A 24,514-nucleotide genomic window follows, 5' to 3' on the forward strand; every position below is an offset into this window, starting at 1 on the left:
CCGCCACGATTGCTGAAGCGTCCCCGCAACCAATCATGTTGCGGGGACGCTTTTTTGGTCTGCTTCACAGCGCGGCGGCGACATCCCAGATCGGTTCGAGCGCTGCGATGCCCGTGCGGACGAGGGGACTGAGCACGACATCGGTCGCCCCTGCCGCGAAGTAGCGGCGGAGTTGAGTCGACACCTGCGCGGCAGTACCGACGGCCGCGAGATCGATGACCGAGTCGACGCCTTCGCGTTCGATCACCTTCGCGTACGACGGGATGGTCGCGTAGAACTCGAGGGCCTCCGCGGCGGTGGTCCGGCCTTCGTCGACGTCGTCGGTCACCAGGACGGGTACCGCGGCAATCACTTTGGGCGCGGGCCTTCCGGCTGCGCTGGCCGCTTCGGAGATGGTCGGCACGATGAATTCCTCGATGGTGCGCGGCCCGGCCAGATAGGGCAGCGTGCCGTCCGCCAATTCTCCTGTCACACGTAATGCCTTGGGTCCCATGGCCGCGACGTAGACCGGCAGGGGCGTGCCGCCGGCGACCGTCACCGGAAACTCTGGGGCGGCGGTGAATTCGTCGCCGTGGAAGTCGACGGTGCCGGTGTCGATGATCGACCGGAGCACCTGCAGGTGTTCGCGCAGCCGGCCGATGGTGTTGGGCCATGCGGTGCCGAAAGCCACCTGTTCGGGGCCGTGCGCTCCCAAACCCAGGCCGAGGCTGAAGTTCCCGCCGGTGGCCGCTTGGGCGGTCAGGGCCTGCGAGGCGAGCGTCAGCGGGTGGCGCGGATTGATCGGTACGACGAAGGTGCCGACGGCAAGGCCGGGTACCGCGGCGCCGACGTATCCGGCGAGCGAGATGGCGTCGTGGTCGAACTGCTGGGCGATCCACACCTGGCCCACGCCGGCGTTGTAGGCGCGGCGGGCCTGATCGATCGCGGCAGCGACATGATTGGGGGAACTACGGTCGGGGTCCAGCACAACTCCGGTTGGCATATCAACGACAACGACCGCGGCCGAGCCACTCATTCCGTCTCGGAAAGAAAAACTCCCCCAGAACGAAACTCGTTCTGGGGGAGCCTCTTTGCTGTTGCTACTTGGCGGCCTCGGCCTTGGTGGCCTTGTCCTTCTTCTGCTTCTTCGGCTTTTCAGCCTTCGGCTTGTCGGCCTTGTCGGACTTGTCCTTCTTCGACTTGTCCTTCTTGACCTTGGTGCCCTGACCTTCGGTGCCCTTGTCGTCGGCTTTGGTGCCGCCCGCGGTCGCGTCGTCGGCCTTGGTGTCGCCGGCCTTGACGTCGTCAGCCTTGGTGGTGTCGGCCGGGGTGTCGTCGACCTTGGTGGTCTTGACGGTCTTGTCCTTGGCGCCAGTGGTGGCCGGCTTCAGGGCGGAGACCTGCTTGGCGAGCGTCGGCGTCACCGCAGGCTTGTCGGTGCTGTCGGATTCCTTGGCCGCGGCCGCATTCGGGGTGACGGCCTGCACCGACGAAGGCGGCGGTGCCGCCTTGAAGACGGTGCCGGTCTGGACGGACTTCACGACGCTCTTGACCATGTTGACGGGGAGGTTCACGACGGCCTTGGCGGTATCGAACACGCCGTCGCGAATGGCGTTGGCGATGTTGGAGATGTTGCCGGTCCGCAGCGCCTTCGCCACGTTGTAGAGCGCCATCTGCGGCACCTTGACGGCGTCGCGGACGTTGACGAACAGCTTGGTGGGCAGCGCCGGGTTCTGCGTGACGGCGATACCGCCCCAGTTCTCCAGGGTCCAGCCGTCTTCGGGGTTGCCGGTCACGGTGACGATCTCGGTGTTGCCCAGCGGGTGCTTCAGCATCAGCGTGAGGTCGGGGTTCTCGACGTTCATCAGCGTCCACGCCATGATCGACATGCCGTGCGCGAAGGCCACCGGGTTCTGTGCGCCGCTGTTGTAGATGTCGTCGACCGCGCCGTTGAATCGGTCCTGGAAGACCATGCCGTTGGCGTCGGGCGAACCGGGCATCGGCATCAGGAGGTTGCCGGTGGCCCACGACAGCGGGATCAGCGCGTAGAGGATGCGGGCGAAGCCGGAGTCCTGCGACTGGCCTTCGAAGATGCCGGCCTGCACTTCATGGAGACCGCTGAGCACCGTCACCGGCATGCCGGTCGCGGTGGCGTACGGCGCGGCGGTCTGCTGGGTGCGCACCATGTCCGAGGCGAAGATGGCGTCGTGCGCCAGGCCGTCGTTGGCGAGGACGCCGGCGACGGTCTGGGCCTGTGTCTGGCCCGTCGCCGTCAGGTCGGGGCCCGGAATCTTGGTGTCGATGAGGCCCGAGGCGTTGCCCGCCGATTCGCCGTGCCGGACGAACGTGATGGTGATGTTGGTTGCGGCCCAGGCCGAGAAGGCCGAGGTGAGGAACATGAACACGGCCGCGACCAGGACGGCCGCGCCTCGTGCTCCGCGTTTGAATGTCCGGCTGTGCGACAGCCCCCGACGGAACATTGATGACATAGACGGCTCCATAGTGTTGCCCTGGATGTGTGCAGGGCCACACTATGTACACATCTATGAATCTGTCTAGTCCGTTCCGTCAATTAACTGAAGAACTTTGCTGGCGCGATCGCCGGGCCTGATCGGTTCACCGCCCACGAAAAACTCCCCTGGACAACGGGCGTCCAGGGGAGTTTTCGGTCGGTGCTCAGGCCGGATCGAGCAGGATGATCGGAATCTTGCGGTCGGTGTGCGAGCGGTAGTCGACGAAGTCCGGGTACATGGCGTCGAGCTTGGGCCAGTACTCGTCGCGTTCGGCATCGGTGGCCTCGCGCGCGAGCAGCTGCAGCTTCTCGCCGCGCACCTGGAACTTCACCTCGGGGTTGGCAACCAGGTTCAAGTACCACATCGGGTGGGTGTCGCGACCGCCCTGGGAGGCGACGACGACGATCCGGTCGCCTTCGCGCAGGTACAGCAGCGGGCTGTCACGGGGCTCGCCGGATTTGCGGCCGATCGTGGTCAAGATGCCGACGGGCGGGGGCGTGGCGACGGGCTTGGAGCCCAGCCGCCACTTGGCGCCGATCCGGCCGTCGGTGGCCCGGAACGCCCAGGTGTTGATTCGCGACATCCACTTGAAGCCGACCTGCATTCCCTTGGAATTCAGGATCTTCAGCTGCCTGTCGCTCATTTCCCCGTCGGCCATGGTGGCGACCCTGCTCCTCGCTCTAGATGCGCTCGATGATCGTGCCGGTGGACAACGCACCGCCGGCGCACATCGTGATCAGCGCCGTCGATTTGCCGGTCCGTTCCAGCTCGTGCAGCGCGGTCGTGATGAGCCGCGAGCCGGTGGAACCGACCGGGTGGCCCAGCGCGATGGCGCCGCCGTTGACGTTGACCTTATCCATGTCGGCCTTGTGCACCTGAGCCCAGGACAGCACGACGGACGCGAACGCCTCGTTGATCTCGACCAGGTCGATGTCGGCCATCGACATACGCGCCTTTTCGAGCACCTTGGCGGTCGACTGCACCGGGCCGTCCAGGTGGTAGTAGGTCTCCGCGCCGACGTTGGCCTGCGCGATGATCCGGGCGCGGGGCTTGAAGCCGAGGGCCTTCGCCTTGTCCTCGTCCATCCACAGCACCGCGGCCGCGCCATCGGAAATCTGCGACGAGGTGCCGGCCGTGTGGATGCCGCCCTCGATGACCGGCTTCAGCGACGCCAGGCCCTCGAGGGTGGTGTCGCGCAGTCCCTGGTCGCGGGTGACCCAGTTCAGCTCGGCGGTCGGCTGCTTGTTCTCGTCGATGACCGGCGCCTCGATGGGCGAGATCTCACGGTCGAAGCGACCCTCGGCCCAGGCCTGCTTGGCCTTGGCCTGCGAGGCGAAGCCCAGCGCGTCGATGTCGGCGCGGGTGATGCCCCGGCGGTTGGCGATGCGCTCGGCCGCCTCGAACTGGTTGGGCAGGTCGATGTCCCATGACGCGGCGCGCGCGCCACCGCCGTTGGCGCCCAACGGCACCCGGCTCATGGCTTCGATGCCGCAGGCGATGCCGATGTCGATGGCGCCGGTGGCGATCAGTCCCGCGATGAGGTGGTTGGCCTGCTGGGCGCTGCCGCACTGGCAGTCGATGGTGGTGGCGCCGACGTGTTCGGGCAATCCGGCGACCAGCCAGGACTGCCGGGTGATGTTGTTGCCCTGCTCGCCGTACTGCGTGACGCAGCCGCCGATGAGCTGCTCGATGTCGCCGGCGTCCAGCCCGGCCTTCTCGACGAGAGCCTTCTGCGTGGCGCCCAGAAGTTCGGTCGCGTGCAGGCCGGACAGCCAGCCACCTCGCTTGCCGATGGGGCTACGAGTGGCTTCAACGATGACAGGATTACCCATGAGCTCAGGCTAGAACACGTTTCATTACTCTGACAAGCAACGATCGGGACGTGCCTTTTATCTGCGGTGAAGGCGTGTTTCAATGGTCGCAACGCCGAACTAGAAGGATTTGTCTCGGAACCTGGTTCTGAGGCGTTGGATTCCCCGAGGAGACACCATGCCCTGCCCGATCCCGTCCGACTTCGACTTGCTGGACGCGAACCTGAACCTCCAAGGCCTGCCCATCGAGGAGCTCGCCGCGCTGCGTAAGTCAGAGCCGGTGCACTGGGTGGACGTGCCCGGCGGCACCGGCGGCTTCGGTGACAAGGGGTACTGGATCGTCACCCGCTACGAGGACGTCAAAGAGGTCTCGAAGCGCAACGACATCTTCGGCAGCGCACCCGACGGCGCCATTCCGGTGTGGCCGCAGGCCATGACCCGCGAGGCCGTCGACGTGCAGCGCGCGGTGCTGCTCAACATGGATGCTCCGCAGCACACCCGGCTGCGCAAGATCATCTCCCGCGGCTTCACCCCGCGTGCCATCGGCCGCCTGCAGGCCGAGCTGAACGAGCGGGCCCAGAAGATCGCCGAGACCGCGGCCGCTTCCGGCACCGGCGACTTCGTCGAGCAGGTCTCGTGTGAGCTGCCGCTGCAGGCCATCGCCGGTCTGCTCGGTGTGCCGCAGGAAGACCGCGACAAGCTGTTCAACTGGTCCAACGAAATGACGGCCGGCGAGGACCCCGAGTACGCGCACATCGATCCGGCGGCGTCGTCGTTCGAGCTGATCACCTACGCCATGGGCATGGCCGCCGAGCGCTCGAAGAACCCGACCGAAGACATCGTCACCCAGCTGGTGCAGGCAGACATCGAGGGCGAGAAGCTGTCCGACGACGAATTCGGTTTCTTCGTCGTGATGCTGGCCGTGGCCGGTAACGAGACCACCCGTAACTCGATCACGCACGGCATGATCGCCTTCGCGCAGAACCCCGACCAGTGGGAGCTGTACAAGAAGGAACGCCCGGAGAGCGCAGCAGACGAGATTGTCCGTTGGGCCACACCGGTTTCCGCGTTCCAGCGCACCGCACTCGAGGACACCGAGCTCGGTGGTGTGAAGATCAAGAAGGGCGAGCGGGTCGTCATGTCCTACCGTTCGGCCAACTTCGATGACGAGGTGTTCGAGGATCCGCACACCTTCAACATCATGCGGACGCCGAACCAGCACGTCGGCTTCGGTGGCACCGGCGCCCACTACTGCATCGGTGCCAACCTGGCGCGCATGACCATCAACCTGATGTTCAACGCGATTGCCGACCACATGCCGGACCTGGCTTCGATCGGTGAGCCCGAACGCCTGATGTCGGGCTGGCTCAACGGCATCAAGCACTGGCAGGTTGACTACACGGGTAAGTGCCCGGTCCAGCACTGACGGCGCGCCCCAGCTTAGTAGTCCGGTAGAACGAATCAAGGAGGATTCGGGTGGATTTCACACCGAGCCCGGAGCAGCAGGCTGTCGCCGATGTGGTGACATCTGTGCTCGAGCGGGAAAACACTTGGGACGCACTGGTTTCCGGTGGCGTCGTGGCGCTTGCGGTACCGGATCGGTTGGGTGGTGACGGGCTGGGGCTGCCGGAGGCCGCCACCGCACTGACCGAGATCGGCCGGCGTGGCACCACCGGACCGGCGCTGGCCACCATCGGGCTCGCCCTGGTTCCGCTCGTCGACCTGGCCACCGAAGCGCAGCAGGACCGGTATCTCGCGGGTGTCGCGCAGGGCGCGGTGTTGTCTGCCGCCCTGAACGAAGCCGGCAACCAGCTGCCGGAGAAGCCGTCGACCAGCTACGCCGGCGGCAAGCTCAACGGCACCAAAATCGGTGTGCCGTATGCAGAGACGGCGCAGTGGCTGCTCGTCACCACCGACAGCGGTGTGGTCGTCGTGTCGCCGAAGGCCGCCGGTGTGACGGTCGAGAAGACCCCGACCGCCAACGGTTCGGACGAATACGTCGTCACCTTCACCGACGTGGCAGTGGCCGACGACGACGTGCTGGCCGGCGCCACGGTGGCGCGGGTGAACGAGCTGGCGCTGGCCATGATCGGCGCGTTCGGCGCCGGTCTGGTCGCCGGTGCACTGCGGCTGACCGCCGACTACACCGCGACGCGCGAGCAGTTCGGCCGGCCGCTGTCCACCTTCCAGACGGTGGCAGCGCAGCTGTCCGAGGTCTACATCGCCTCGCGGACAATCGATCTCGTCTCCACCTCGGTGGTGTGGCGGTTGTCCGAGGGACTCGACGCATCCGAGGACCTGGCGATCCTGGGCTACTGGCTGACCTCGCAGGCCCCGCCGGCCATGCGGCTGTGCCATCACCTGCACGGCGGCATGGGCATGGACATCACCTACCCGATGGACCGCTACTACTCCTCGATCAAGGACCTGAACCGCCTGCTCGGTGGTCCGTCGCACCGTCTCGATCTGGTGGGAGCCTGATGTTTATCGACCTGACCGCGGAACAGCGCAAGCTGCAATCCGAACTGCGCGAGTACTTTTCGACGCTGATCACGCCCGAAGAGGCGGCGGCGATGGAGACCGACCGGCACAACGAGGCCTACCGCGCCGTCATCAAGCGCATGGGCAGCGACGGCAAGCTCGGTGTGGGCTGGCCCAAGGAGTACGGCGGCCTGGGCTTCGGGCCCATCGAGCAGCAGATCTTCATCAACGAGGCCAACCGCGCCGACATCCCACTGCCGATGGTCACGCTGCAGACCGTGGGACCCACCCTGCAGCTGCTGGGCACCGAGGAACAGAAGAAGAAGTTCCTGCCCGGAATCCTCTCCGGCGAGGTGCATTTCGCGATCGGTTACTCCGAGCCCGAGGCCGGCACCGACCTCGCATCGCTGCGGACCACCGCCGTGCGGCACGGTGACGAGTACATCGTCAACGGCCAGAAGATGTGGACCACCGGTGCCCACGACGCCGACTACGTGTGGCTGGCCTGTCGCACCGACCCGACCGCGGCGAAGCACAAGGGCATCTCGATCCTGATCGTCGACACCAAGGACCCGGGCTACTCCTGGACCCCGATCATCCTGTCCGACGGCGCCCACCACACCAACACGACGTACTACAACGATGTGCGGGTGCCCGCCGACATGCTGGTCGGCGAGGAGAACGGTGGCTGGAAGCTCATCACCACTCAGCTCAACCACGAGCGTGTCGGCCTGGGACCGGCCGGTCGCGTGGCGGGCATCTACGAGCAGGTGCACGGCTGGGCCTCCCAGCCCGGCTCCGATGGCGTTGTCCCGCTGGACAATCCGGAGGCCAAGCGGCTGCTGGGGCAGATCAAGACGATCATGCGGCTCAACGAACTGCTCAACTGGCAGGTCGCCTCGTCCGGTGAGAACATCGCCGTCGCCGATGCGGCCGCGACGAAAGTCTTTTCCACCGAGCGCATTCAGGAAGTGAGCCGGCTGGCGGAAGAGGTCGTGGGACGCTTCGGCAACCCTGCCGACCAGCACACCGCCAAGGTGCTGCAGTGGCTGGACACCATGGCCAAGCGCAACTTGGTCATCACGTTCGGTGGCGGGGTCAACGAGGTCATGCGCGAGATGATCGCCGCATCGGGCCTCAAGGTGCCGCGGGTCTCGCGGTAGGAGGGCGATCGATGACTGATCTTCAGGCCGGTATCGACGAGATCGTCGCATCCGGGCGCAGCAAGCCGACCCTGAGCCGGGATCCGGTGAACCAGCCCATGATTCACCACTGGGTCGACGCGATCGGCGACAAGAACCCGATCTACGTCGACGAGGAGGCCGCCAAGGCCGCCGGGCACCCCGGCATCGTGGCGCCGCCCGCCATGATCCAGGTCTGGACCATGATGGGCCTGGGCCGCACCCGGTCCGACGACGATCCGCTGGCCCGGATCATGAAGTTGTTCGACGACGCCGGGTACGTCGGCGTCGTCGCCACCAACTGCGACCAGACCTATCACCGCTACCTGCAGCCGGGCGAACGCGTCAGCATCAGTGCCGAGGTCACCGACGTGGTCGGTCCGAAGCAGACGGCGCTGGGCGAGGGCTACTTCGTCAACCAGAAGATCCGCTGGCATGTCGGTGACGAGGAAGTCGCCGACATGGACTGGCGCATCATGAAGTTCCTGCCGGCCAACAAGCAAGGTAAAGAAGCCGCCGAAACCGGTTCCATCCCAGCCGATCTGGACCCCGACAAGCTGATGCGCCCGGCATCGTCGCGCGACACCCAGTTCTTCTGGGACGGCGTCAACGCGCACGAACTGCGGATTCAGAAGCGGCCCGACGGCTCGCTGCAGCACCCGCCGGTGCCCGCGATCTGGCAGGACAAGGATGCCCCGATCGACTATGTCGTCTCGTCGGGCCGGGGCACGGTGTTCAGCTACGTCGTGCACCACGCGCCGAAGGTGCCCGGCCGCAGCCTGCCGTTCATCATCGCGCTCGTCGAACTCGAAGAGGGTGTGCGCATGCTCGGTGAGCTGCGCGGCGTCGAGCATGACGACGTGAAGATCGGAATGCCGGTCAGCGCAACGTTCCTCGACTTCCCGGACAGCGATGTCAGTCCGGCCTGGAGTCTGTACGCCTGGGAGGCCGCCAAGTGACCGCCGCCGCTGTGAACACCGCCGTGGGCACCAAGCTGCCCGAACTCTCGATCTACGGTGACCCGACGTTCATCGTCTCGACGGCGATCGCCACGCGGGACTACCAGGACGTGCACCACGACCGGGACAAGGCCCAGGCCAAGGGCTCCAAGGACATCTTCGTCAACATCCTGACCGACACCGGTCTGGTGGGGCGTTACGTCACCGACTGGGCGGGCCCGAACGCCATCATCAAGTCGATCAAGCTGCGCCTCGGGGTGCCGTGGTACGCCTACGACACCATCACCTTCCGTGGTGAGGTGACCGCTGTCGAAGGCGACCTGGTGACGCTGAAAGTGGTGGGCAGCAACAGCCTTGGTGATCACGTCATCGCCACCTCCACGCTGACGATGGGAGCCGCGCAGTGAGCATCTCCGGCAAGGCCGTCATCGCCGGTATCGGCGCGACGGACTTCTCCAAGAACTCCGGCCGCAGTGAACTGCGGCTGGCCGCCGAGGCGGTCACCGACGCACTGAACGATGCGGGCCTGTCGCCCGAGGACGTCGACGGCCTGGTGACCTTCACCATGGACTCCAACCTGGAGACCGCGGTGGCCCGCTCCACCGGCATCGGGGAGCTGAAGTTCTTCAGCCAGATCGGCTACGGCGGCGGCGCCGCGGCGGCGACCGTGCAGCAGGCCGTGCTGGCGGTGGCGTCCGGTATCGCCGAAGTCGTTGTGGCATACCGCGCTTTCAACGAGCGTTCGGAGTTCCGCTTCGGCCAGGTGATGACGGGCCTGACCGTCAACGCCGACTCCCGCGGTGTCGAGTACAGCTGGTCCTACCCGCACGGCCTGAGCACGCCGGCCGCCTCGGTGGCCATGGTCGCGCAGCGGTACATGCACGAATACGGCGCCACGAGTGCCGATTTCGGTGCCGTGTCGGTGGCCGACCGCAAGCACGCGGCGACCAATCCGAAGGCGCACTTCTACGGCAAGCCGATCACCATCGAGGACCATCAGAACTCACGGTGGATCGCCGAGCCGCTGCGCCTGCTGGACTGCTGCCAGGAGACCGACGGCGGCGTGGCGATCGTCGTCACCACGCCCGAGCGCGCCAAGGACCTCAAGCAGCGCCCGGTCGTCGTCGAGGCGGCGGCACAGGCTGCTGGTGAGGATCAGTTCACCATGTACTCGTACTACCGTGACGAGCTCGGTCTGCCCGAGATGGGCCTGGTCGGCAAGCAGTTGTGGGGTCAGAGTGGCTTGACGCCCAATGACATTCAGACCGCGGTGATCTACGACCACTTCACCCCGTACACGCTGATCCAGCTCGAGGAGCTCGGTTTCTGCGGCAAGGGTGAGGCGAAGGACTTCATCGCGAACGGTGCGATCGAGCTGGGCGGCAAGCTGCCGATCAACACGCACGGCGGTCAGCTCGGTGAGGCGTACATCCACGGCATGAACGGCATCGCCGAGGGCGTCCGCCAGCTGCGCGGCACGTCGGTCAACCAGGTGCCCGATGTCGAGCACGTGCTCGTCACCGCCGGCACCGGTGTTCCGACGTCAGGCCTGATCCTGGGCTGAATCATCCCGCTCGCGAACTGCCCCTTTCGAAAGAAGAGGGGCAGTTCTGCGTCAAAAGGGGTAGTCCTACTCATCCGAACTCGCGTGGCTCGGCGCGATGATGACCTGCATGACCGAACCGCAGCGGGCGATGGTTGCCCGGCTCTCGCAGGATGTCGCAGCGATCTCCCATCACCTGGCATGGGTCTCGGCCTGCCTCACCGAGCTCGATCGGTCGATGGCATACCAGCAGCCGGCCGCGCAGCCCGTCGGATACGCCGCGCCGCAACAGTATTGGCAGCCGGCACAGGCCGCGCCCCAGCAGCCCCAGCAGCAGCCGCCGCGGCCCGAGCGCTCGGACGGCTGGATCGGCAAGGCGCTGGCGGCCGCCGGTGTCGCGGTGACGTTGATCGGCGTCGCCCTGCTGCTGGTGCTCGCCGCGCAGGCCGGGCTGTTGCGGCCCGAGTTCCGGGTCGGCGCAGGGGCGGTCCTGGCGGCCGGTCTGGTGGTCGGGGCGACTCGCCTGAAGACGCGGCCCGGCGGCACGGTGGGCGCGGTCGCCCTGGCCGCCACCGGTATCGCCGCGGCGTACATCGACGTCGTCGCGGTCACCACGATTTACGAATGGCTTTCTGCGCCGGTCGGTTTGGTGCTCGCGGCGGTGATCGGCGGCGGCGGGCTGACCCTGGCGCGGCGCTGGGATTCGCAGCAACTCGCGCTGTTGGTGCTGGTGCCGCTGGCCGTGCTGGCGCCCGTGGTGGCCGACGGCGTCTCGCTGCTGCTGATCGGGTTCATGCTGGCGCTGTCCGCGGCGTCGCTGCCGGTGCAAATCGGCAAGGATTGGGTCGCGATGTTCGTGGCCCGGACCGCCGTCTGCACCTTTCCGTTGTTGGTGGCACTGGCCTCGGCGTCATTCGGCACCCACCGGAATCCGGGTCTCGCCGGTGCCTGCGCGGCGGCAGCCGTGCTGGCCGTCGGGGGCGCGTTGACCCTGTTGCCCAAGACCGCCAACCGCTCGCTGCTGGCCCTGGCCACGGCAGGCGGCGCGGTGCCGGTGCTGTTCATCTCGGCGGTGGTCCGTCCGGTGATCGCCGCGTCGATCATCGCCGCGGTGGCGGCCCTGTTCCTGGCCGTCGTGCTGGCCGGCAACCGACTGCCCGGCGTCGCTGATGTGGTGCGGCGGATCTGGGCGGCGACATCGGCCGTCTGCGCGCTGGTCGCGGTATTGGTGGCCTTCGACGGTAGGACCGGCGGCGCGGTGCTGCTCGCGATGTCCGTCGTGGTGGCCGTCGCCGGGCGTCGCGACGCGATCGCCCGCTGGGTGGCTGCCGGATTCGGCGCCGTCGGTGGGGCCGTCTACCTCAGCTACTCGCCGCCGGACCTGCTGTTCCGCGCGGTGGAGCTGAACACCCACAGCGCGGTGTCCACCGTCATCTCCAGCATCCTTGCGATCGCCAGTGCGGTCGCCGTCGTGTGGTCGTGGACCGGCCGGCGTGACGACGACGAGGTGCGGCTGATGTGGGCAGGCGCGGTCGTGGTCGCCGCGTACGCGTCCACCATGGCGACCGTCACCGCCGGCGCGCTGATCGGCGGCGTCAAGGGCGGGTTCTTCGCGGGTCACATGGTCGCGACCATCGGCTGGATCGCGGTCGCGGCGGCGTTGTTCGGGTACGCGGCCCGCCGGCCGAAGGCGCAGCGATCACTGCCCATCGGCGGCGGGCTGGCGCTGGTGGCCGCGGCGATGACCAAGCTGTTCTTGTTCGATCTCGGGACCCTGAACGGCATGTTCCGGGTGGCGGTGTTCATCGTCGTGGGCCTGGTGCTGCTGGCCATGGGAACCGGCTATGCCCGGTTGCTCGCCCGGCAGGATCAGCCGAATCCGGACCGTCAGTTCGCGTCGGGTGGGTAGCCGTCGGGGCGGTAGGCTCGAACCGACGCGGTATGTCTGGGGAAGGGGGCCGTGTCTATGGGGATTCAGCCGGACAGCAGTCCGTTCGGATCGCAGACGGTCACGGGGCCGGGATGGCCCAACGTCAATGAGGAACAGCTCGAAGAAGCGGCCGCCCATTACACGAAGCTGGCCACCAAGATCAGCGGATCCGTGGTGCCGCAGCAGACCAGCCAGCTGATGAATCTGACCGATCAGTGGCAGGGCGCGGCGTCGCTGGCGGCCGCGGGTGAGGCCGGCACCATCATCGGCGGTCATGAGGCCAACGGCGCGCAGGCGGCGGCCATCGCCGCCAAGCTGCAGTCCATGGTGGCCGCGGTCATCAAGACCAAGAACCTGGTCAACGCCACCGCCGAGGAAGTGCAGGCGGAGTGCATGGCCCTGTCGGCGGCGCCGTTCCCCAACGTGCAGGAGCTGATCCAGAGCCGCATCAAGATGGGCCTGTCACAGAACATCGCCGCGGTGACGGCCAGTGCCACCGAGGTGGCCAACTTCGTCGGCGCACCGCCGAGCATCCCGACGGCCGGCGTGCCGCCGCAGGTGGCGCAGACCGCGCAGAAGACCGCGGAGTCGGCGGGCAAGGGCGGCGACCAGATGGGCCAGATGATGGGCCAGATGATGCAGATGGCCGGTCAGCTCCCGCAGATGCTCGGGCAGCTGCCGCAGCAGGCAATGCAACCGCTGCAACAACTTTCGCAGCCACTGCAGCAGTTGACGTCCCTGTTCCAGGGCGGCGGGCAGGGCAAGGCCGGCCTCGGCGCCTCGCCGTTCGGTGCGTTCTCGAACCATCCGCTGGCCGGCGGTTCCGGCGCGGCTCATGGCGCGGGCCTGATGAAGGGCGGCATGCCCGGCGGTGGCGGTGGCGGTGTGGGTGCGGCCTCCGTGCAGACGCCGCTGCTGGCCAAGATGGTCGGCCCCGGCCCGGCTGGGCCCGGCGTGATGCCGGCCAGTGCCGCGGGCGGCATGGGCGCCGGTGGCTTGGCTCCGGTCGCCGCCGCCGCAGGTGCCGGTGGCGCGATGGGCGCCATGGGCGGCATGGGGCACCGCGAAGGTGGCGGCGGGGGCCGCATCACCCAGCTCGCGGTACCCGAGGCACTGGACCACGGTTCCTATGACGAAGACATCGACGACGACTGGTGAGTAGGGGGGATATCTGATGTCGATGATGCAGACACCGGACAACATCAGCTGGAACACGGCTTCCGTCGAGCTGCCTGACATGCCGATGATCCAGCCCGGCGAGGACGCCATGAGCGCGACCATCGCCGCGATCCTGCCGGCCATGGCAGCCGACATGACCGCCAATGTGGCCTCGTTGCAGGCCAAGGAGGGCATGTTCTCCGGCAAGGTCGGCATGGCCCAGTCGGCTTACGACAACGCCGACAGCAAGGGCGGGGAGGGCGTCGGCCAGATGGGTCAGATGCTCGGCCAGCTCGGGCAGATGGGTCAGCAGGCAGGCCAGATGGCCGGCCAGGGTGGCGGTCTGGGCCAGATGGGCCAGCAAGCGGGCCAGTTCGGTCAGATGATCCAGCAGGCCATGGGCAAGGGCGGCGGCAAGGAAAGCGGCATGCCCGGCGGGGAGCCTCCGGAGGGTCAGCCCGGCGGGCCGGCCGGCGGCGGTGCCCCCATGTCGCCCGAGCAGCGTCAGGCGCAGCAGGACGCCCGGGAGAACCAGCAGAACGACCGGCAATCCCAGCAGGACGCGCGCCAGCAACAGCAGGACAACCGGCAGTCTCAGCAGGATCGCCGGGAGGCCCAGCAGGACGCCCGCGACTCCCGTCGGCACACGTCCGCTCCGGCTCCGGCGGCGCCGCCGGTGGCCGGTCCCAGCGCGGGTTCGCACACCGCGGGGCCGGCGCCCGTCGCCCCCGTGGCTCCGCCGCCGCAGCGCGGCGGCGACGTCGGCCGTCAGATGTAGTTACTGAATAACAAGCCGGACAACGAAATTGGGGCCAGTCGCGATGATCGCGACTGGCCCCAATTTCGTTGTCCGTCAGGAGGCCGGTGCCGGTGCCGGGGTCGGGGTGACCGGCGCAGCAGGCGCAGCCGGCGCGGCCTGCTGGTTACCGGCCGGGGTGGCGGTGCCCTGACCCGCGCTGGAGGCGGGCTGGCCGGCGATGGCCTGGCTCGGTGCCGGAGCCGGCGCCGGGGTCAGCGGAGCCTGCGAGACGGCGCCACCGGCGGTGGCAGCGGTGCCCGGGCCGCTTTCGGCGGCGGTGGGAACCGGAGCCGCCTCGGGAGCCGGGCCGGCGGCCGGAGCCGTCGCCGGGGTGCCCGCGGGGGTACCGGCCGGGGTGCCCGCCGGAACCTGGGCACCGGCCGGAGCCGGAGCGTCGGCGCCCGGGGTGCCGGCCGGAGCCGGAGCAACCGCCGGAGTACCAGCCGGAGCCGGGGTGCCGGCCGGGGTGGCGGCAGGCGTCTCACCGTTCGGCGTCGCCGCCGGGACCGCACCGGTGGTGGTGCCGGCCGGAGGCTGCGTGCCGGTGGCGGCCGGAACAGCACCGGCCGGGGTGGCGCCGGGCACGGCGCTGCCGAGACCGGCGGGAGCAGCCGCCGGGGCGGCAGCAGGAGCGGCGGCGGGGGCGGCAGCCGGGGCCGGCGTGGTCACCGGCGCAGTGCCACGAGCGGGGGCGGCGGCCGGCGCGGTACCCGTGGCGGGTTCAGTGCCCTGCCACTTGATCACTTCGCGGTCCCCGTCGGTGTACACGACGCTGGTCGGCGCGGCGCCCGTCACGTCGAAGTAGATCTTGCCCTTGGACTCTTGCCCTTCGGCGAGGCCGGCGGGGTTGATGCCCTGCGGAGTGGCAGCGCCCCACAGCACGCGGTAGTTCTCGCCGGTCGCGGTGCGGGCGTTCAGGTTCGGCACGAACGGCTGCGAGTTGCCGCGCTCGGCCTTGTACTCCGCTGTGGCTTCCCACAGCGTGCCGTTGAGGTGCTGCGAGAGCACATCGGTGCTGGGCTTGAGGTTGCTGATCTGCCATTCCGCGACGGTGTTCCCGTCTACGAGCTTGCCGTCCGAACCGAACGCCACCGTGGTGGGGGCGGACGTCACCCCTGCGGGCTGGGCGGGGTCGGCCACTGCGAACGGTGTCGCGATCAGGCCGAATGCGGCGGCTGCGCCGATGGCGATGGTGATCTTGCGGGTACTCATGATGATGTGGCTCCTTTGTCTCCAAGTCGTCCGACGGGCGGCTTCCCCCACGGAAGTTGAGTCACGAGTAATTGGATAATTACTGACTACTACGAAAGCTAGCAGGTTAAGCGTCAGCTGTGGATAGAGGTTGACGCGCCGTCGGCGACCCGACCGCCGGCCCTGGTTTGCCGGAATCGGCCGCCGAATAGGCGGCCGATTCCGAATACGTCCTGGTCAGGACGCGGTGAGCTCGATTCCAGCAAGCACGACGACGTTGTCTCGGCTCGGCGCCGTCAGCACGCCGGTGATTCGTTCACCGTCACGCCAAAGGTTGGCCTGCAAGGTTTCACCCGGGATCACGGTGCCCGCGAAGCGCGCGCCGTAGGACCGGACGCGGCCGGCGTCGCCGTCGAGCACGTTGTCGACGATGGCCTTGCAGCCGATGCCGTAGGTGCACAGGCCATGCAGGATCGGGCGGTCGAAGCCGGCGGCCTTGGCGAATGCCGGGTCCGAGTGCAGCGGGTTGCGGTCACCGCAGAGCCGGTACAGCAGAGCCTGCTGCGGCAGCGTCGGCAGCGAGATCTGCAGGTCCGGTGCCCGGTCGGGCTCGGCGGCCGAGGTCGACGGGCCACGATCGCCGCCGAAGCCGCCCTCGCCGCGGGCGAAGATGGACCGCTTCTGCTTCCACAGGGGAGCGCCGTCGAGGGTGGTCACGGTGGTCTCCGACCAGATGACCGCGGCCTTGCCCTTGTCCCAGATCTCGGTGAACTTCGTGACGGCGCGGCCCGTGCCCGACGGCGGGATGGGAGCGTCGGTGTAGATGGCCTCACTGGCGTGCAGCACCCGGCTCAGCTCGATGTCGATGCCGGGGAACTTGACGGTCGGCGCTTTGGTCTCGTGGAAGCTCTGCGCCACGTTGCCGAAGGTCGGCAGCACCTGCGGCTTGTCGTCGATCAGGTAGCGCAGCTCGCGCTCGCTCATCGGATCGGCGCCGGCGCCCAGGCCGAGGTGGTACAGCTGCACATCGCTGCTGCTCCACGAGAATTCGACGGGTGCGAGTTCGGCCCCGATGGCCTCGTCGAGATTGATCGGCATGTCAGCCCTTTCCTGCCACGTGCAGTGCCGCGAGGTATCCGAAGGTCATGGCGGGGCCGATGGTCCCGCCGGGGCCGGGGTAGGTGTGGCCCATCACCGGACCACTGACATTGCCAGACGCGTACAGGCCCTCGATCACCGAGCCGTCCTCGCGCAGCGCGCGGCCGTGGATGTCGGTGACGATGCCGCCCTTGGTGCCGAGATCGCCGGGCACCATCTTGGCCGCGTAGAACGGGCCGTGCTTGATCTCGCCCAGGTTGGGGTTCGGCTTGTTGGTCGGGTCGCCGTAGTACCGGTCGTACGCGCTGTTGCCGCGACCGAAGTCCTCGTCGACACCGCTGCGCGCGAAGCCGTTGAAGCGTTCGATGGTGGCCTTGAGTTCGTCGACGGGCAGGTTGGTGAGCTCTGCCAGTTCCTCGATGGTGTCGGCCTTGACGACGACGCCGGCCTCGGTCCACTTCCTCGGAATGCGTTGTCCCGGCTGCAGACCCGCGAAGATGTAGCGGTTGCGGTACTGCTGGTCGAAGAGCAGCCACGCCGGCACGTTTTCGCCGGGGCCCTCGCCCTGGCCGTACTGGCCGCCGTACATGTGGTGGCAGGCCTCGACATACGGCATGGATTCGTTCATGAACCGCTTGCCGTTCATGTTCACGATGATGGAGCCGGGGGAGTTGCGCTCGGACAGGGCGAACCACGGGTTGTCGGGCAGCGGCACCGTCGGGCCCCACCAGGCGTCTTCCATGATTTCCAGTGCGGCGCCGAGCTTTTCGGCGGCCAGGATGCCGTCGCCGGTGTTGGCCTTGGCGCCGACGGTCCAGTCGGTGGTGATCGGCTGGCGCTGGTACTTGGTGCGCATCTCTTGGTTCTTCTCGAAGCCACCGCTGCCGAGGATCACCGCACGGCGGGCCCGGATCAGTTGCGGCTCAGCGCTTTCCGGAGCGTTGGTGTCACGGACATAGATGCCCGCAACCCGGCCGTTCTCGTAGTACAGGTCGGTCAGTGCGGTGTTCAGTTGCACCGGGACACCGGCCTGCTGCAGGCCGATGCGCAGCGGGGCGATCAGGGCGCGGCCCATGCCGACCAGGTTCTTGCCCGTGAGGCCGGCCCAGGTGGCCCGGATACCGACCTTGAGGCTGCGCAGCACGCCGCGCGGGTGGCGCTTGAGCTGGTTGAGCCGCACGTAATCCTGTTGCATCACAACCATGTTCAACGGCACCTTGCCGTAGGCCGGCTCCAGGCCGTCCATGTCGGCGCCGAGCTTCTTGGCGTTGAACGGCTTGGGCTCGACGGACCGTCCGCCGGCGCGGCCGCCCTCGACCTCCGGGTAGTAGTCGGAGTAATTCGGTACCCAGCACAGCTTCAGCGGCGAGTTCTTCAGGACGAACGACAGCATCTCGGGGCCGCGCTGCAGGTAGGTGTCGATCTTCTCTGCGGGCACCACGTCGCCGACGATCTTGTGCAGGTAGGTGCGGGCCGCTTCCGGGGTGTCTTTTACCCCCGCACGCTGCAAAATCTCATTGTTCGGGATCCAGACGCCGCCACCTGACCGCGCAGTGGAACCTCCATAGTGTGGGGCCTTTTCAACGACTACTGTCGAAAGGCCCTGATGGGCTGCGGTGAGGGCGGCGACCATACCGGCTGCACCGCTGCCGACGACGACAACGTCGTACTCCTGTCCAGTCATGTAGAACACGTTATAGAATTGCCCGGCCTGTGGACAACTGCGCCGGTCCATGAAGTTAGGGGAATTCACGAATGCTGTCCGACAACGTGCGTGCCGAGCTCGCCGCCGCGCTGGCCCAAGCCGAGCGCAGCCGGGTCGCGATGTCGCCGATGACCGACACCTACGCCGACATCGACGTCGTCGACGCGTACGAGATCCAGCTGATCAACATTCGTCAGCGGGTCGCGGAAGGTGCCCGCGTGGTGGGACACAAGGTTGGTCTGTCCAGCGAGGCCATGCAGAAAATGATGAATGTGGACGAACCCGACTACGGGCACCTCCTCGACGACATGCAGGTATTCGAGGACCAGCCCGTGCTGACCTCGAAGTACCTGTTGCCGCGGGTCGAGGTCGAGGTCGGGTTCGTGCTGGCCGACGATCTGCCCGGCGCCGGCTGCACCGAGGACGACGTGCTGGCCGCCACCGCCGCGTTCGCGCCGGCCATCGAGCTGATCGACACCCGCATCACCAACTGGCAGGTCAAGTTGTGCGACACCATCGCCGACAACGCGTCCTCGGCCGGCTGGGTGCTGGGTAAGGAGCGGGTGTCCCCGAAGGACATCGACATCCGGAACATCGACGCCGTGCTCAAGTGCAACGGCGAGGTGCTGGGCGAGGGCCGCAGCGACGCGGTGCTCGGCAACCCGGTGACGGCGGTCGCCTGGCTGGCCCGCAAGGTCGACCAGTTCGGCGTGCGTCTCAAGGCCGGCGACGTGGTGCTGCCGGGCGCCTGCATGCGGGCGTTCGATGCCAAGCCGGGTGACGACTTCGTCGCCGAATTCGCCGGATTGGGTTCTGTCCACCTGTCTTTCGCGTAATACCCAAGTTTCTATAGAGGAGTGAGCATGCCGTCCAAAGCGAGCGTCGCGATCGTCGGCTCGGGAAACATCAGTACTGACCTGCTGTACAAGCTGCTGCGGTCGGACTGGCTCGAGCCGCGCTGGATGATCGGTATCGACCCGGAGAGCGAGGGCCTGGCCCGCGCCCGCAAGCTGGGTCTGGAGACCAGCGCCGAAGGGGCGGACTGGCTGCTGGCACAGAGCGAGAAGCCCGATTTCATCTTCGAGGCCACCAGCGCCTACGTGCACAAGGCGTACGCGCCGCGGTACGAGGAAGCCGGCATCCGGGCCATCGACCTGACCCCGGCCGCCGTCGGCCCCGGCGTCATCCCGCCGGCCAACCTGCGGGCGCACCTGGATTCGATGAACGTCAACATGGTCACGTGCGGTGGCCAGGCCACCATCCCGATGGTCTATGCCGTGTCGCGTGCCGTCGAGGCGCAGGGCGGCGTGCCCTACGCCGAGATCGTGGCGTCGGTGTCGTCGGCGTCGGCCGGCCCCGGCACCCGGGCCAACATCGATGAGTTCACCAAGACCACCAGCGCCGGTGTGCGCAACATCGGTGGCGCTCGCGACGGCAAGGCCATCATCATCCTGAACCCGGCCGAGCCGCCGATGATCATGCGCGACACCATCTTCTGCGCCATCCCCGAAGATGCCGACCACGCTGCCATCACGCAGTCGGTCAAGGACGTCGTCGCCGAGGTGCAGACGTACGTGCCCGGTTACCGGCTGCTCAACGAGCCGCAGTTCGACGAGCCGTCGGTGGTCAACGGTGGCCAGCATGTCGTCAGCATCTTCGTCGAGGTGGAAGGTGCCGGCGACTACCTGCCGACCTACGCTGGAAACCTGGACATCATGACCGCTGCGGCCACCAAGGTGGGCGAAGAGATCGCCAAGGAAATCGTGGGAGCGAACGCATGAGCACTGCACTTCAGCCCGGAGACATCTTCTTCGACGCCGCCTGGGACGTCCGGATGACGGACACGTCGTTGCGCGACGGTTCGCACCACAAGCGCCACCAGTTCACCGCTGACGAGGTGCGCGCCATCGTCGGCGCCCTCGACAACGCCGGCGTCCCGGTCATCGAGGTGACCCACGGCGACGGACTCGGTGGTTCGAGCTTCAACTACGGGTTCTCCAAGACCCCGGAGCAGGAGCTGATCACCATCGCGGCCGAGACCGCGAAGAACGCCAAGATCGCCTTCCTGATGTTGCCGGGTGTCGGCACCAAGGAAGACATCCGGATCGCGCAGGGCAACGGCGGCTCGATCTGCCGCATCGCCACGCACTGCACCGAGGCCGACGTCTCGATCCAGCACTTCGGCTTCGCCCGCGAACTGGGCCTGGAGACCGTGGGCTTCCTGATGATGAGCCACACCATCTCTCCCGAGAAGCTGGCCGCGCAGGCCCGCATCATGGCCGACGCCGGCTGCCAGTGCATCTACGTGGTGGACTCCGCGGGTGCGTTGGTGCTCGAAGGTGTCGCCGACCGCGTCGGCGCGCTGGTCGCCGAACTCGGCAACGACGCGCAGGTCGGTTTCCACGGTCATGAGAATCTCGGTCTGGGCGTTGCCAATTCGGTCGAGGCCGTGCGTGCGGGTGCCAAGCAGATCGACGGTTCGTGCCGCCGGTTCGGTGCCGGTGCCGGTAATGCGCCGGTCGAGGCGCTGGTCGGCGTGTTCGACAAGATCGGCGTCAAGACTGGCATCGACTTCTTCGACATCGCGGACGCCGCGGAAGAGGTTGTCGCCCCGGCAATGCCGGCCGAGTGCCTGCTGGACCGCAACGCACTGGTGATGGGCTACGCGGGCGTGTACTCGAGCTTCCTCAAGCACGCGGTGCGCCAGGGCGAACGCTACGGCGTGCCCGCCCACGAGCTGCTGCTCCGCGTCGGCCAGCGCAAGCTGATCGGTGGCCAGGAGGACCAGCTGATCGACATCGCTCTCGAGATCCAGCGCGAGCGTGCCGAGGGTAAGGCCTGACCCACTTCCCGCGAGCGGCCGTGTTTGTACCGCGACACACCGTGTTTCGCGTACATTCTGCGCACGCTCACGCGCGGCGAGGGTGACGTAATTGCCCGCCTCGACCACAACAAAACGCCGGTCGTCCCGAAAGGGACGGCCGGCGTTTTGCGTTGCCGGGTCAGCTGGTGACGGAATCCGTCGCGGTCTCGCAGCGGGCCACCAGCTCGGCCAGTGCCGCCGGCAGCCGGTCGGCGATGGCCTGCGGATCCTTGACCTGGTCAGTACAGGTGAGCACGCAGATCTGCATGCCGCCTTCGTAGCTCCAGCCGGTGATGTTCATGCCCATCGGGAAGACCAGCGGGCCGGTCGAGATCAGCTTCTCGACCGGGGCGCCGCCGAAGTACAGCGTCTGCTGCGGGCCACGCATGTTCGACGCGATCATGCTGAACATCGGGCGCTTCTTGACCTTCGCCCCGATGGTCGGCAACACCCGTGAGTAGACCTTGAACAGCGGCCAGTACTCCATCCAGTCGTGCTGCAGCCAGGCGTCACGCTCGCTCTGTACCTCGCGGGCCGTGGCGGTGTTCGCCGAGATGGCTTTCAGCCGCGCCACCGGATCGGCGATGTTGGTCGCGAGTTCGACGTTCCAGCGGGCGACCTTGTTACCCCACCGGTCGCCATCCTGCGGGCGCATCGACACCGGCACCACGGCGGTCATGGTGTCGTCGCCGACGGGGCCGCGGGACGCCTGGTACTCGCGAAGGACGGTGCTGCACATGGCGAGGAAGACGTCGTTGACGCTCACGCCGAACGCCTTCGACACCCGCTTGATCTGATCCATCTCGACATTGACGAACGCAAAGCCGCGCCGGGCGGTCAGCGGCTCGTTGAACGGCAGGGCCGGCGGGATGAAGGCCTCGGCGTAACCGGGCTTGCCCGCCTTCTGCCGGTTCTGGATGGTGCGCGTGACCTTCGCCGTGCGCGCCAGGACCTTCGGGAATTTGGTCAGCGACCTGACCTGTTGGCGCGCCACCATCGGCAGCCACTCGGCGGTCGGTGGCCGGTGCTCGTCAGGCGCCGGGCGGGCCGACGGCTCGGGCAGCCGGTCGGTGGGGTCCTGGCTGTAGAACTGCTCGAGCAGGTTCAGCGATGCCATGCCGTCGGCCACCGCGTGGTGGATCTTCAGCACGAGCGCGACGCGGCCGTCCGCCAGACCGTCGATGTACCACATCTGCCAGGCCGGGCGGTCCCGGTCGAGCGGCTCTTCGAAGAGTTTGGCGATCTCCGCGCCGAGCTCGCGATCGGTTCCCGGTGCGGCGGCGGTGGCGCGCTTCATGTGGTAGTTCAAGTCGCCGCGGGCGCGGGTGATCCACCACGGCCGGCCGGCACCGAACCGCGGCGACATCAGCTGCCACTGCAGGGGTTCGACGCGGTCGACGAGACCGGGCAGTGCGGCGCGCACGGCCTCGAAGGAGATGGGCTCGTGGCCCTGGGCCGGATCGAGTACGACGGCCTTGATGGTGTGCTGCGGCTGGACGGCACTCTCCCACGCCAGGAAGCTGTTGTCCTCGCCCGATAAACGTCGCATACATCACTATGAGGCCAAAAATGTGAGCCAGCGGACATGTTGTCTCGTTGATCGGGAACTACCTCTGAATTTCGGCTCACACCCCGTTTAGCGTGCTCACCATGAGCTGACTCGGCGTCGCGACGCGGAGCCCGAGGGCTCCGCCGGGTCGGTGTCTGACTGAATGGAGTAGGGATATGCAACTGAGGAACAGCCGGGTTCTGGTCACCGGTGCCAGCCGTGGTCTGGGCAGGAACATCGCGCAGGCGATGGCGCGCCGCGGTGCCGACGTCGCACTCGTCGCGCGCAACGCCGAGCAGCTCGAAGAGCTCGCAAAGGAGTTGGGCGGCAAGGCATATCCCGCTGACCTGATGGATCCGGCGGCGGTCGAGCAGCTGATCGGCCGTGTCGAGGCCGACGGTCCCGTCGACGTCATCATCAACAACGCCGGTGTGGACCGGGTCGGGCGCTTCTATGAGGCGTCGTCGGCGGATGTGCGAGACCTGTTGCAGGTCAACCTGATTGCCCCCATGGAGCTGTGCCGCCAGGCGATGCCGCTGATGATCAAGCGCGGCCGCGGCCACATCGTGAACGTGTCCTCGATGGGCGCCATCTCGACCGGGCCCGGCGTCACCCTGTACGGCGCCTCCAAGGCCGGGCTCAGCCACTTCACCGCCGGTATCCGCTCCGAGCTGCGCAACAAACCGGTCAACACCACGCTGGTGCAGATCGGTGAGGTCAAGACCGACATGATCGATCACATCCGGTCGTTCGGGCCGGCGCGCCGCACCATCGAACGGTCGCTCAAGTTCCGGATGATCCCGCAGGAGCCACTGGACGCCGACATGGTCGCCGAGGCCATCGCCGATGCCGTCGAGAAGGAGAAGAAGCACGTCATCCTGCCCAAGCGCATCGCGGCCATGGCATACCTCACCGAGACCCCGCGCCGGGTCTCCGAGCTCATGCTGACCGGCATCGACCAGGACAGCGACTAGTCATGAACCTGGCCGGCAAGGTCGCGATCATCACCGGCGCAGCGCGTGGTCAGGGTGAGGCCGAAGCGCGGCTGTTCGCCGCGCTGGGCGCGCAGGTGGTGCTCACCGACGTCCTGGTCGACGAGGGCGAGGCGGTCGCCGCGTCGATCGGCGCCGCCGCCCGCTTCCAGCGGCACGACGTCGGCAGCGAAAGCGACTGGCGGACAACGGTCGAGCTCGCCCTGTCTGAGTTCGGCCGCATCGACGCGCTGGTGAACAACGCGGCGATCTGCACCGTCGAACCGCTCCTGGACCACACCGCCGAATCGTGGGAGCGGCAGCTGCGCGTCAACCTGATCGGTCCGTTCCTGGGTACCAAGGCCGTCGTCGAACCCATGCGGGCCGTCGGCGGCGGCTCGATCATCAATGTGTCCTCACAGGCCGGCCTGCAGGGGCTGGCCGGCTACAGCGCCTACGGCGCGTCCAAGTGGGGTCTGCGCGGATTCTCCAAGGTCGCCGCAATCGAATTGGGCCCCATGGGGATTCGGGTCAACACCGTCTACCCCGGCATGATCGACACCCCGATGGTGGCGCACCTGCCGATCGAACGCGGGCTCGGCGGGCACCCGGGTGCGCCGCTCACCCGCGTCGGTGCGCCCGAGGAAGTCGCCGAAGTGGTGGCGTTCCTGGCATCGGACGCGTCGTCGTACATGACGGGCGCGGATCTGGCGGTCGACGGCGGCGCGAGCGCGGGCCGGATCCCGGTCGTCCCGACCCAGCCACAAGCGACGTAGCGAGCGA

Annotated in this window: 22 protein-coding genes; 14 read left to right on the forward strand and 8 right to left on the reverse strand. The window is 67.6% G+C overall.

Annotation, left to right across the window (positions count from 1 at the left end; all coding sequences use genetic code 11):
- Positions 1-64 precede the first annotated feature (64 nt).
- The 4 genes from ACJH6I_RS23345 to ACJH6I_RS23360 form a co-directional block, all read right to left on the reverse strand.
- Positions 65-982 (reverse strand): LLM class F420-dependent oxidoreductase, encoded by a 918-nt coding sequence (locus tag ACJH6I_RS23345; RefSeq protein WP_318985442.1) that lies wholly within the window; start codon positions 980-982, stop codon positions 65-67.
- A 97-nt stretch (positions 983-1,079) separates the two neighbouring features.
- Complete coding sequence (locus ACJH6I_RS23350; protein ID WP_318985443.1) at positions 1,080-2,468, reverse strand: histidine phosphatase family protein; 1,389 nt, start codon at positions 2,466-2,468, stop codon at positions 1,080-1,082.
- A 187-nt stretch (positions 2,469-2,655) separates the two neighbouring features.
- Positions 2,656-3,150, reverse strand: a complete 495-nt coding sequence (locus ACJH6I_RS23355; RefSeq protein ID WP_293017988.1) for a nitroreductase family deazaflavin-dependent oxidoreductase — start codon at positions 3,148-3,150, stop codon at positions 2,656-2,658.
- Positions 3,151-3,172: 22 nt separating this feature from the next.
- Positions 3,173-4,324, reverse strand: coding sequence for a steroid 3-ketoacyl-CoA thiolase (locus ACJH6I_RS23360; RefSeq protein ID WP_293017986.1), 1,152 nt, complete (start codon positions 4,322-4,324; stop codon positions 3,173-3,175).
- Positions 4,325-4,481: 157 nt separating this feature from the next.
- Between ACJH6I_RS23360 and ACJH6I_RS23365 the strand changes: the two genes are divergently transcribed.
- From ACJH6I_RS23365 to ACJH6I_RS23405, 9 genes are all read left to right on the forward strand, one after another.
- Complete coding sequence (locus ACJH6I_RS23365) at positions 4,482-5,729, forward strand: cytochrome P450 (protein ID WP_061006575.1); 1,248 nt, start codon at positions 4,482-4,484, stop codon at positions 5,727-5,729.
- Between the two features lie 50 nt (positions 5,730-5,779).
- Entirely contained in the window at positions 5,780-6,784 is a 1,005-nt protein-coding gene (locus tag ACJH6I_RS23370) for an acyl-CoA dehydrogenase family protein (protein WP_406784560.1), read from the forward strand.
- Positions 6,784-7,947 (forward strand): acyl-CoA dehydrogenase FadE29, encoded by a 1,164-nt coding sequence (fadE29, locus tag ACJH6I_RS23375; protein ID WP_318985446.1) that lies wholly within the window; start codon positions 6,784-6,786, stop codon positions 7,945-7,947. Before ACJH6I_RS23370 ends, fadE29 begins: the two co-directional genes overlap by 1 nt.
- A gap of 11 nt (positions 7,948-7,958) precedes the next feature.
- Positions 7,959-8,924: a bifunctional MaoC family dehydratase N-terminal/OB-fold nucleic acid binding domain-containing protein gene (locus ACJH6I_RS23380; protein WP_318985447.1), complete on the forward strand. Its 966-nt coding sequence runs from the start codon at positions 7,959-7,961 to the stop codon at positions 8,922-8,924.
- Between the two features lie 11 nt (positions 8,925-8,935).
- A complete protein-coding gene (locus tag ACJH6I_RS23385) occupies positions 8,936-9,331 on the forward strand; it encodes a MaoC family dehydratase (protein WP_406784577.1) in 396 nt (131 codons plus the stop codon).
- A 2-nt stretch (positions 9,332-9,333) separates the two neighbouring features.
- Positions 9,334-10,488, forward strand: coding sequence for a lipid-transfer protein (locus ACJH6I_RS23390; protein WP_318985495.1), 1,155 nt, complete (start codon positions 9,334-9,336; stop codon positions 10,486-10,488).
- Positions 10,489-10,597: 109 nt separating this feature from the next.
- Entirely contained in the window at positions 10,598-12,376 is a 1,779-nt protein-coding gene (locus ACJH6I_RS23395; protein ID WP_318985449.1) for a DUF2339 domain-containing protein, read from the forward strand.
- Between the two features lie 57 nt (positions 12,377-12,433).
- Positions 12,434-13,555 carry a hypothetical protein gene (locus tag ACJH6I_RS23400; protein ID WP_064861048.1) on the forward strand — a complete coding sequence of 374 codons (1,122 nt, stop codon included), beginning with the start codon at positions 12,434-12,436 and terminating at the stop codon, positions 13,553-13,555.
- A 16-nt stretch (positions 13,556-13,571) separates the two neighbouring features.
- A complete protein-coding gene (locus tag ACJH6I_RS23405) occupies positions 13,572-14,333 on the forward strand; it encodes a hypothetical protein (protein WP_318985450.1) in 762 nt (253 codons plus the stop codon).
- 75 nt (positions 14,334-14,408) lie between these two features.
- Here ACJH6I_RS23405 and ACJH6I_RS23410 read toward each other — a convergent pair whose 3' ends face one another.
- The 3 genes from ACJH6I_RS23410 to kstD form a co-directional block, all read right to left on the reverse strand.
- On the reverse strand, positions 14,409-15,566 hold the full coding sequence (locus ACJH6I_RS23410) for a DUF1942 domain-containing protein (protein WP_318985451.1): 1,158 nt from the start codon (positions 15,564-15,566) through the stop codon (positions 14,409-14,411).
- Between the two features lie 216 nt (positions 15,567-15,782).
- Entirely contained in the window at positions 15,783-16,643 is an 861-nt protein-coding gene (locus ACJH6I_RS23415; protein WP_064861051.1) for a MaoC family dehydratase, read from the reverse strand.
- A gap of 1 nt (position 16,644) precedes the next feature.
- Positions 16,645-18,327, reverse strand: a complete 1,683-nt coding sequence (gene kstD / locus ACJH6I_RS23420; protein ID WP_318985452.1) for a 3-oxosteroid 1-dehydrogenase — start codon at positions 18,325-18,327, stop codon at positions 16,645-16,647.
- Positions 18,328-18,398: 71 nt separating this feature from the next.
- On the opposite strand from kstD, the gene ACJH6I_RS23425 reads away from it, so the two are divergent.
- From ACJH6I_RS23425 to dmpG, 3 genes are read left to right on the forward strand one after another with little or no spacing between them, the layout of a single operon-like run.
- Positions 18,399-19,184: a 2-keto-4-pentenoate hydratase gene (locus ACJH6I_RS23425; RefSeq protein WP_064861052.1), complete on the forward strand. Its 786-nt coding sequence runs from the start codon at positions 18,399-18,401 to the stop codon at positions 19,182-19,184.
- Positions 19,185-19,211: 27 nt separating this feature from the next.
- On the forward strand, positions 19,212-20,129 hold the full coding sequence (locus tag ACJH6I_RS23430) for an acetaldehyde dehydrogenase (acetylating) (protein WP_318985453.1): 918 nt from the start codon (positions 19,212-19,214) through the stop codon (positions 20,127-20,129).
- The gene (gene dmpG, locus ACJH6I_RS23435; protein ID WP_064861053.1) at positions 20,126-21,190 is read left to right on the forward strand and encodes a 4-hydroxy-2-oxovalerate aldolase; all 1,065 of its coding nucleotides are present in this window, start codon (positions 20,126-20,128) and stop codon (positions 21,188-21,190) included. Before ACJH6I_RS23430 ends, dmpG begins: the two co-directional genes overlap by 4 nt.
- A 160-nt stretch (positions 21,191-21,350) precedes the next feature.
- On the opposite strand, the gene ACJH6I_RS23440 is transcribed toward dmpG, so the two are convergent.
- Positions 21,351-22,760 (reverse strand): wax ester/triacylglycerol synthase family O-acyltransferase, encoded by a 1,410-nt coding sequence (locus tag ACJH6I_RS23440; protein ID WP_318985454.1) that lies wholly within the window; start codon positions 22,758-22,760, stop codon positions 21,351-21,353.
- A gap of 176 nt (positions 22,761-22,936) precedes the next feature.
- Here ACJH6I_RS23440 and ACJH6I_RS23445 point away from each other — a divergent pair, with 176 nt between their 5' ends.
- Both ACJH6I_RS23445 and ACJH6I_RS23450 read left to right on the forward strand, forming a co-directional pair.
- A complete protein-coding gene (locus ACJH6I_RS23445; RefSeq protein ID WP_318985455.1) occupies positions 22,937-23,734 on the forward strand; it encodes an SDR family NAD(P)-dependent oxidoreductase in 798 nt (265 codons plus the stop codon).
- Positions 23,735-23,736: 2 nt separating this feature from the next.
- Positions 23,737-24,507, forward strand: coding sequence for a glucose 1-dehydrogenase (locus ACJH6I_RS23450; protein WP_318985456.1), 771 nt, complete (start codon positions 23,737-23,739; stop codon positions 24,505-24,507).
- Positions 24,508-24,514: the final 7 nt, after the last annotated feature.

The organism is Mycobacterium sp. SMC-13, assembly GCF_045311035.1.
GTDB lineage: Bacteria > Actinomycetota > Actinomycetes > Mycobacteriales > Mycobacteriaceae > Mycobacterium.

Coding starts and splice junctions, on each gene's coding strand:
- kstD (WP_318985452.1), bottom strand. CDS start 18,327: ATGACTGGACAGGAGTACGACGTTGTCGTCGTCGGCAGCGGTGCAGCC.
- ACJH6I_RS23350 (WP_318985443.1), bottom strand. CDS start 2,468: ATGTCATCAATGTTCCGTCGGGGGCTGTCGCACAGCCGGACATTCAAA.
- ACJH6I_RS23410 (WP_318985451.1), bottom strand. CDS start 15,566: ATGAGTACCCGCAAGATCACCATCGCCATCGGCGCAGCCGCCGCATTC.
- ACJH6I_RS23415 (WP_064861051.1), bottom strand. CDS start 16,643: ATGCCGATCAATCTCGACGAGGCCATCGGGGCCGAACTCGCACCCGTC.
- ACJH6I_RS23450 (WP_318985456.1), top strand. CDS start 23,737: ATGAACCTGGCCGGCAAGGTCGCGATCATCACCGGCGCAGCGCGTGGT.
- ACJH6I_RS23430 (WP_318985453.1), top strand. CDS start 19,212: ATGCCGTCCAAAGCGAGCGTCGCGATCGTCGGCTCGGGAAACATCAGT.
- ACJH6I_RS23445 (WP_318985455.1), top strand. CDS start 22,937: ATGCAACTGAGGAACAGCCGGGTTCTGGTCACCGGTGCCAGCCGTGGT.
- ACJH6I_RS23400 (WP_064861048.1), top strand. CDS start 12,434: ATGGGGATTCAGCCGGACAGCAGTCCGTTCGGATCGCAGACGGTCACG.
- ACJH6I_RS23425 (WP_064861052.1), top strand. CDS start 18,399: ATGCTGTCCGACAACGTGCGTGCCGAGCTCGCCGCCGCGCTGGCCCAA.
- ACJH6I_RS23365 (WP_061006575.1), top strand. CDS start 4,482: ATGCCCTGCCCGATCCCGTCCGACTTCGACTTGCTGGACGCGAACCTG.
- fadE29 (WP_318985446.1), top strand. CDS start 6,784: ATGTTTATCGACCTGACCGCGGAACAGCGCAAGCTGCAATCCGAACTG.
- ACJH6I_RS23380 (WP_318985447.1), top strand. CDS start 7,959: ATGACTGATCTTCAGGCCGGTATCGACGAGATCGTCGCATCCGGGCGC.
- ACJH6I_RS23440 (WP_318985454.1), bottom strand. CDS start 22,760: ATGCGACGTTTATCGGGCGAGGACAACAGCTTCCTGGCGTGGGAGAGT.
- ACJH6I_RS23395 (WP_318985449.1), top strand. CDS start 10,598: ATGACCGAACCGCAGCGGGCGATGGTTGCCCGGCTCTCGCAGGATGTC.
- ACJH6I_RS23405 (WP_318985450.1), top strand. CDS start 13,572: ATGTCGATGATGCAGACACCGGACAACATCAGCTGGAACACGGCTTCC.
- dmpG (WP_064861053.1), top strand. CDS start 20,126: ATGAGCACTGCACTTCAGCCCGGAGACATCTTCTTCGACGCCGCCTGG.
- ACJH6I_RS23355 (WP_293017988.1), bottom strand. CDS start 3,150: ATGGCCGACGGGGAAATGAGCGACAGGCAGCTGAAGATCCTGAATTCC.
- ACJH6I_RS23360 (WP_293017986.1), bottom strand. CDS start 4,324: ATGGGTAATCCTGTCATCGTTGAAGCCACTCGTAGCCCCATCGGCAAG.
- ACJH6I_RS23345 (WP_318985442.1), bottom strand. CDS start 982: ATGCCAACCGGAGTTGTGCTGGACCCCGACCGTAGTTCCCCCAATCAT.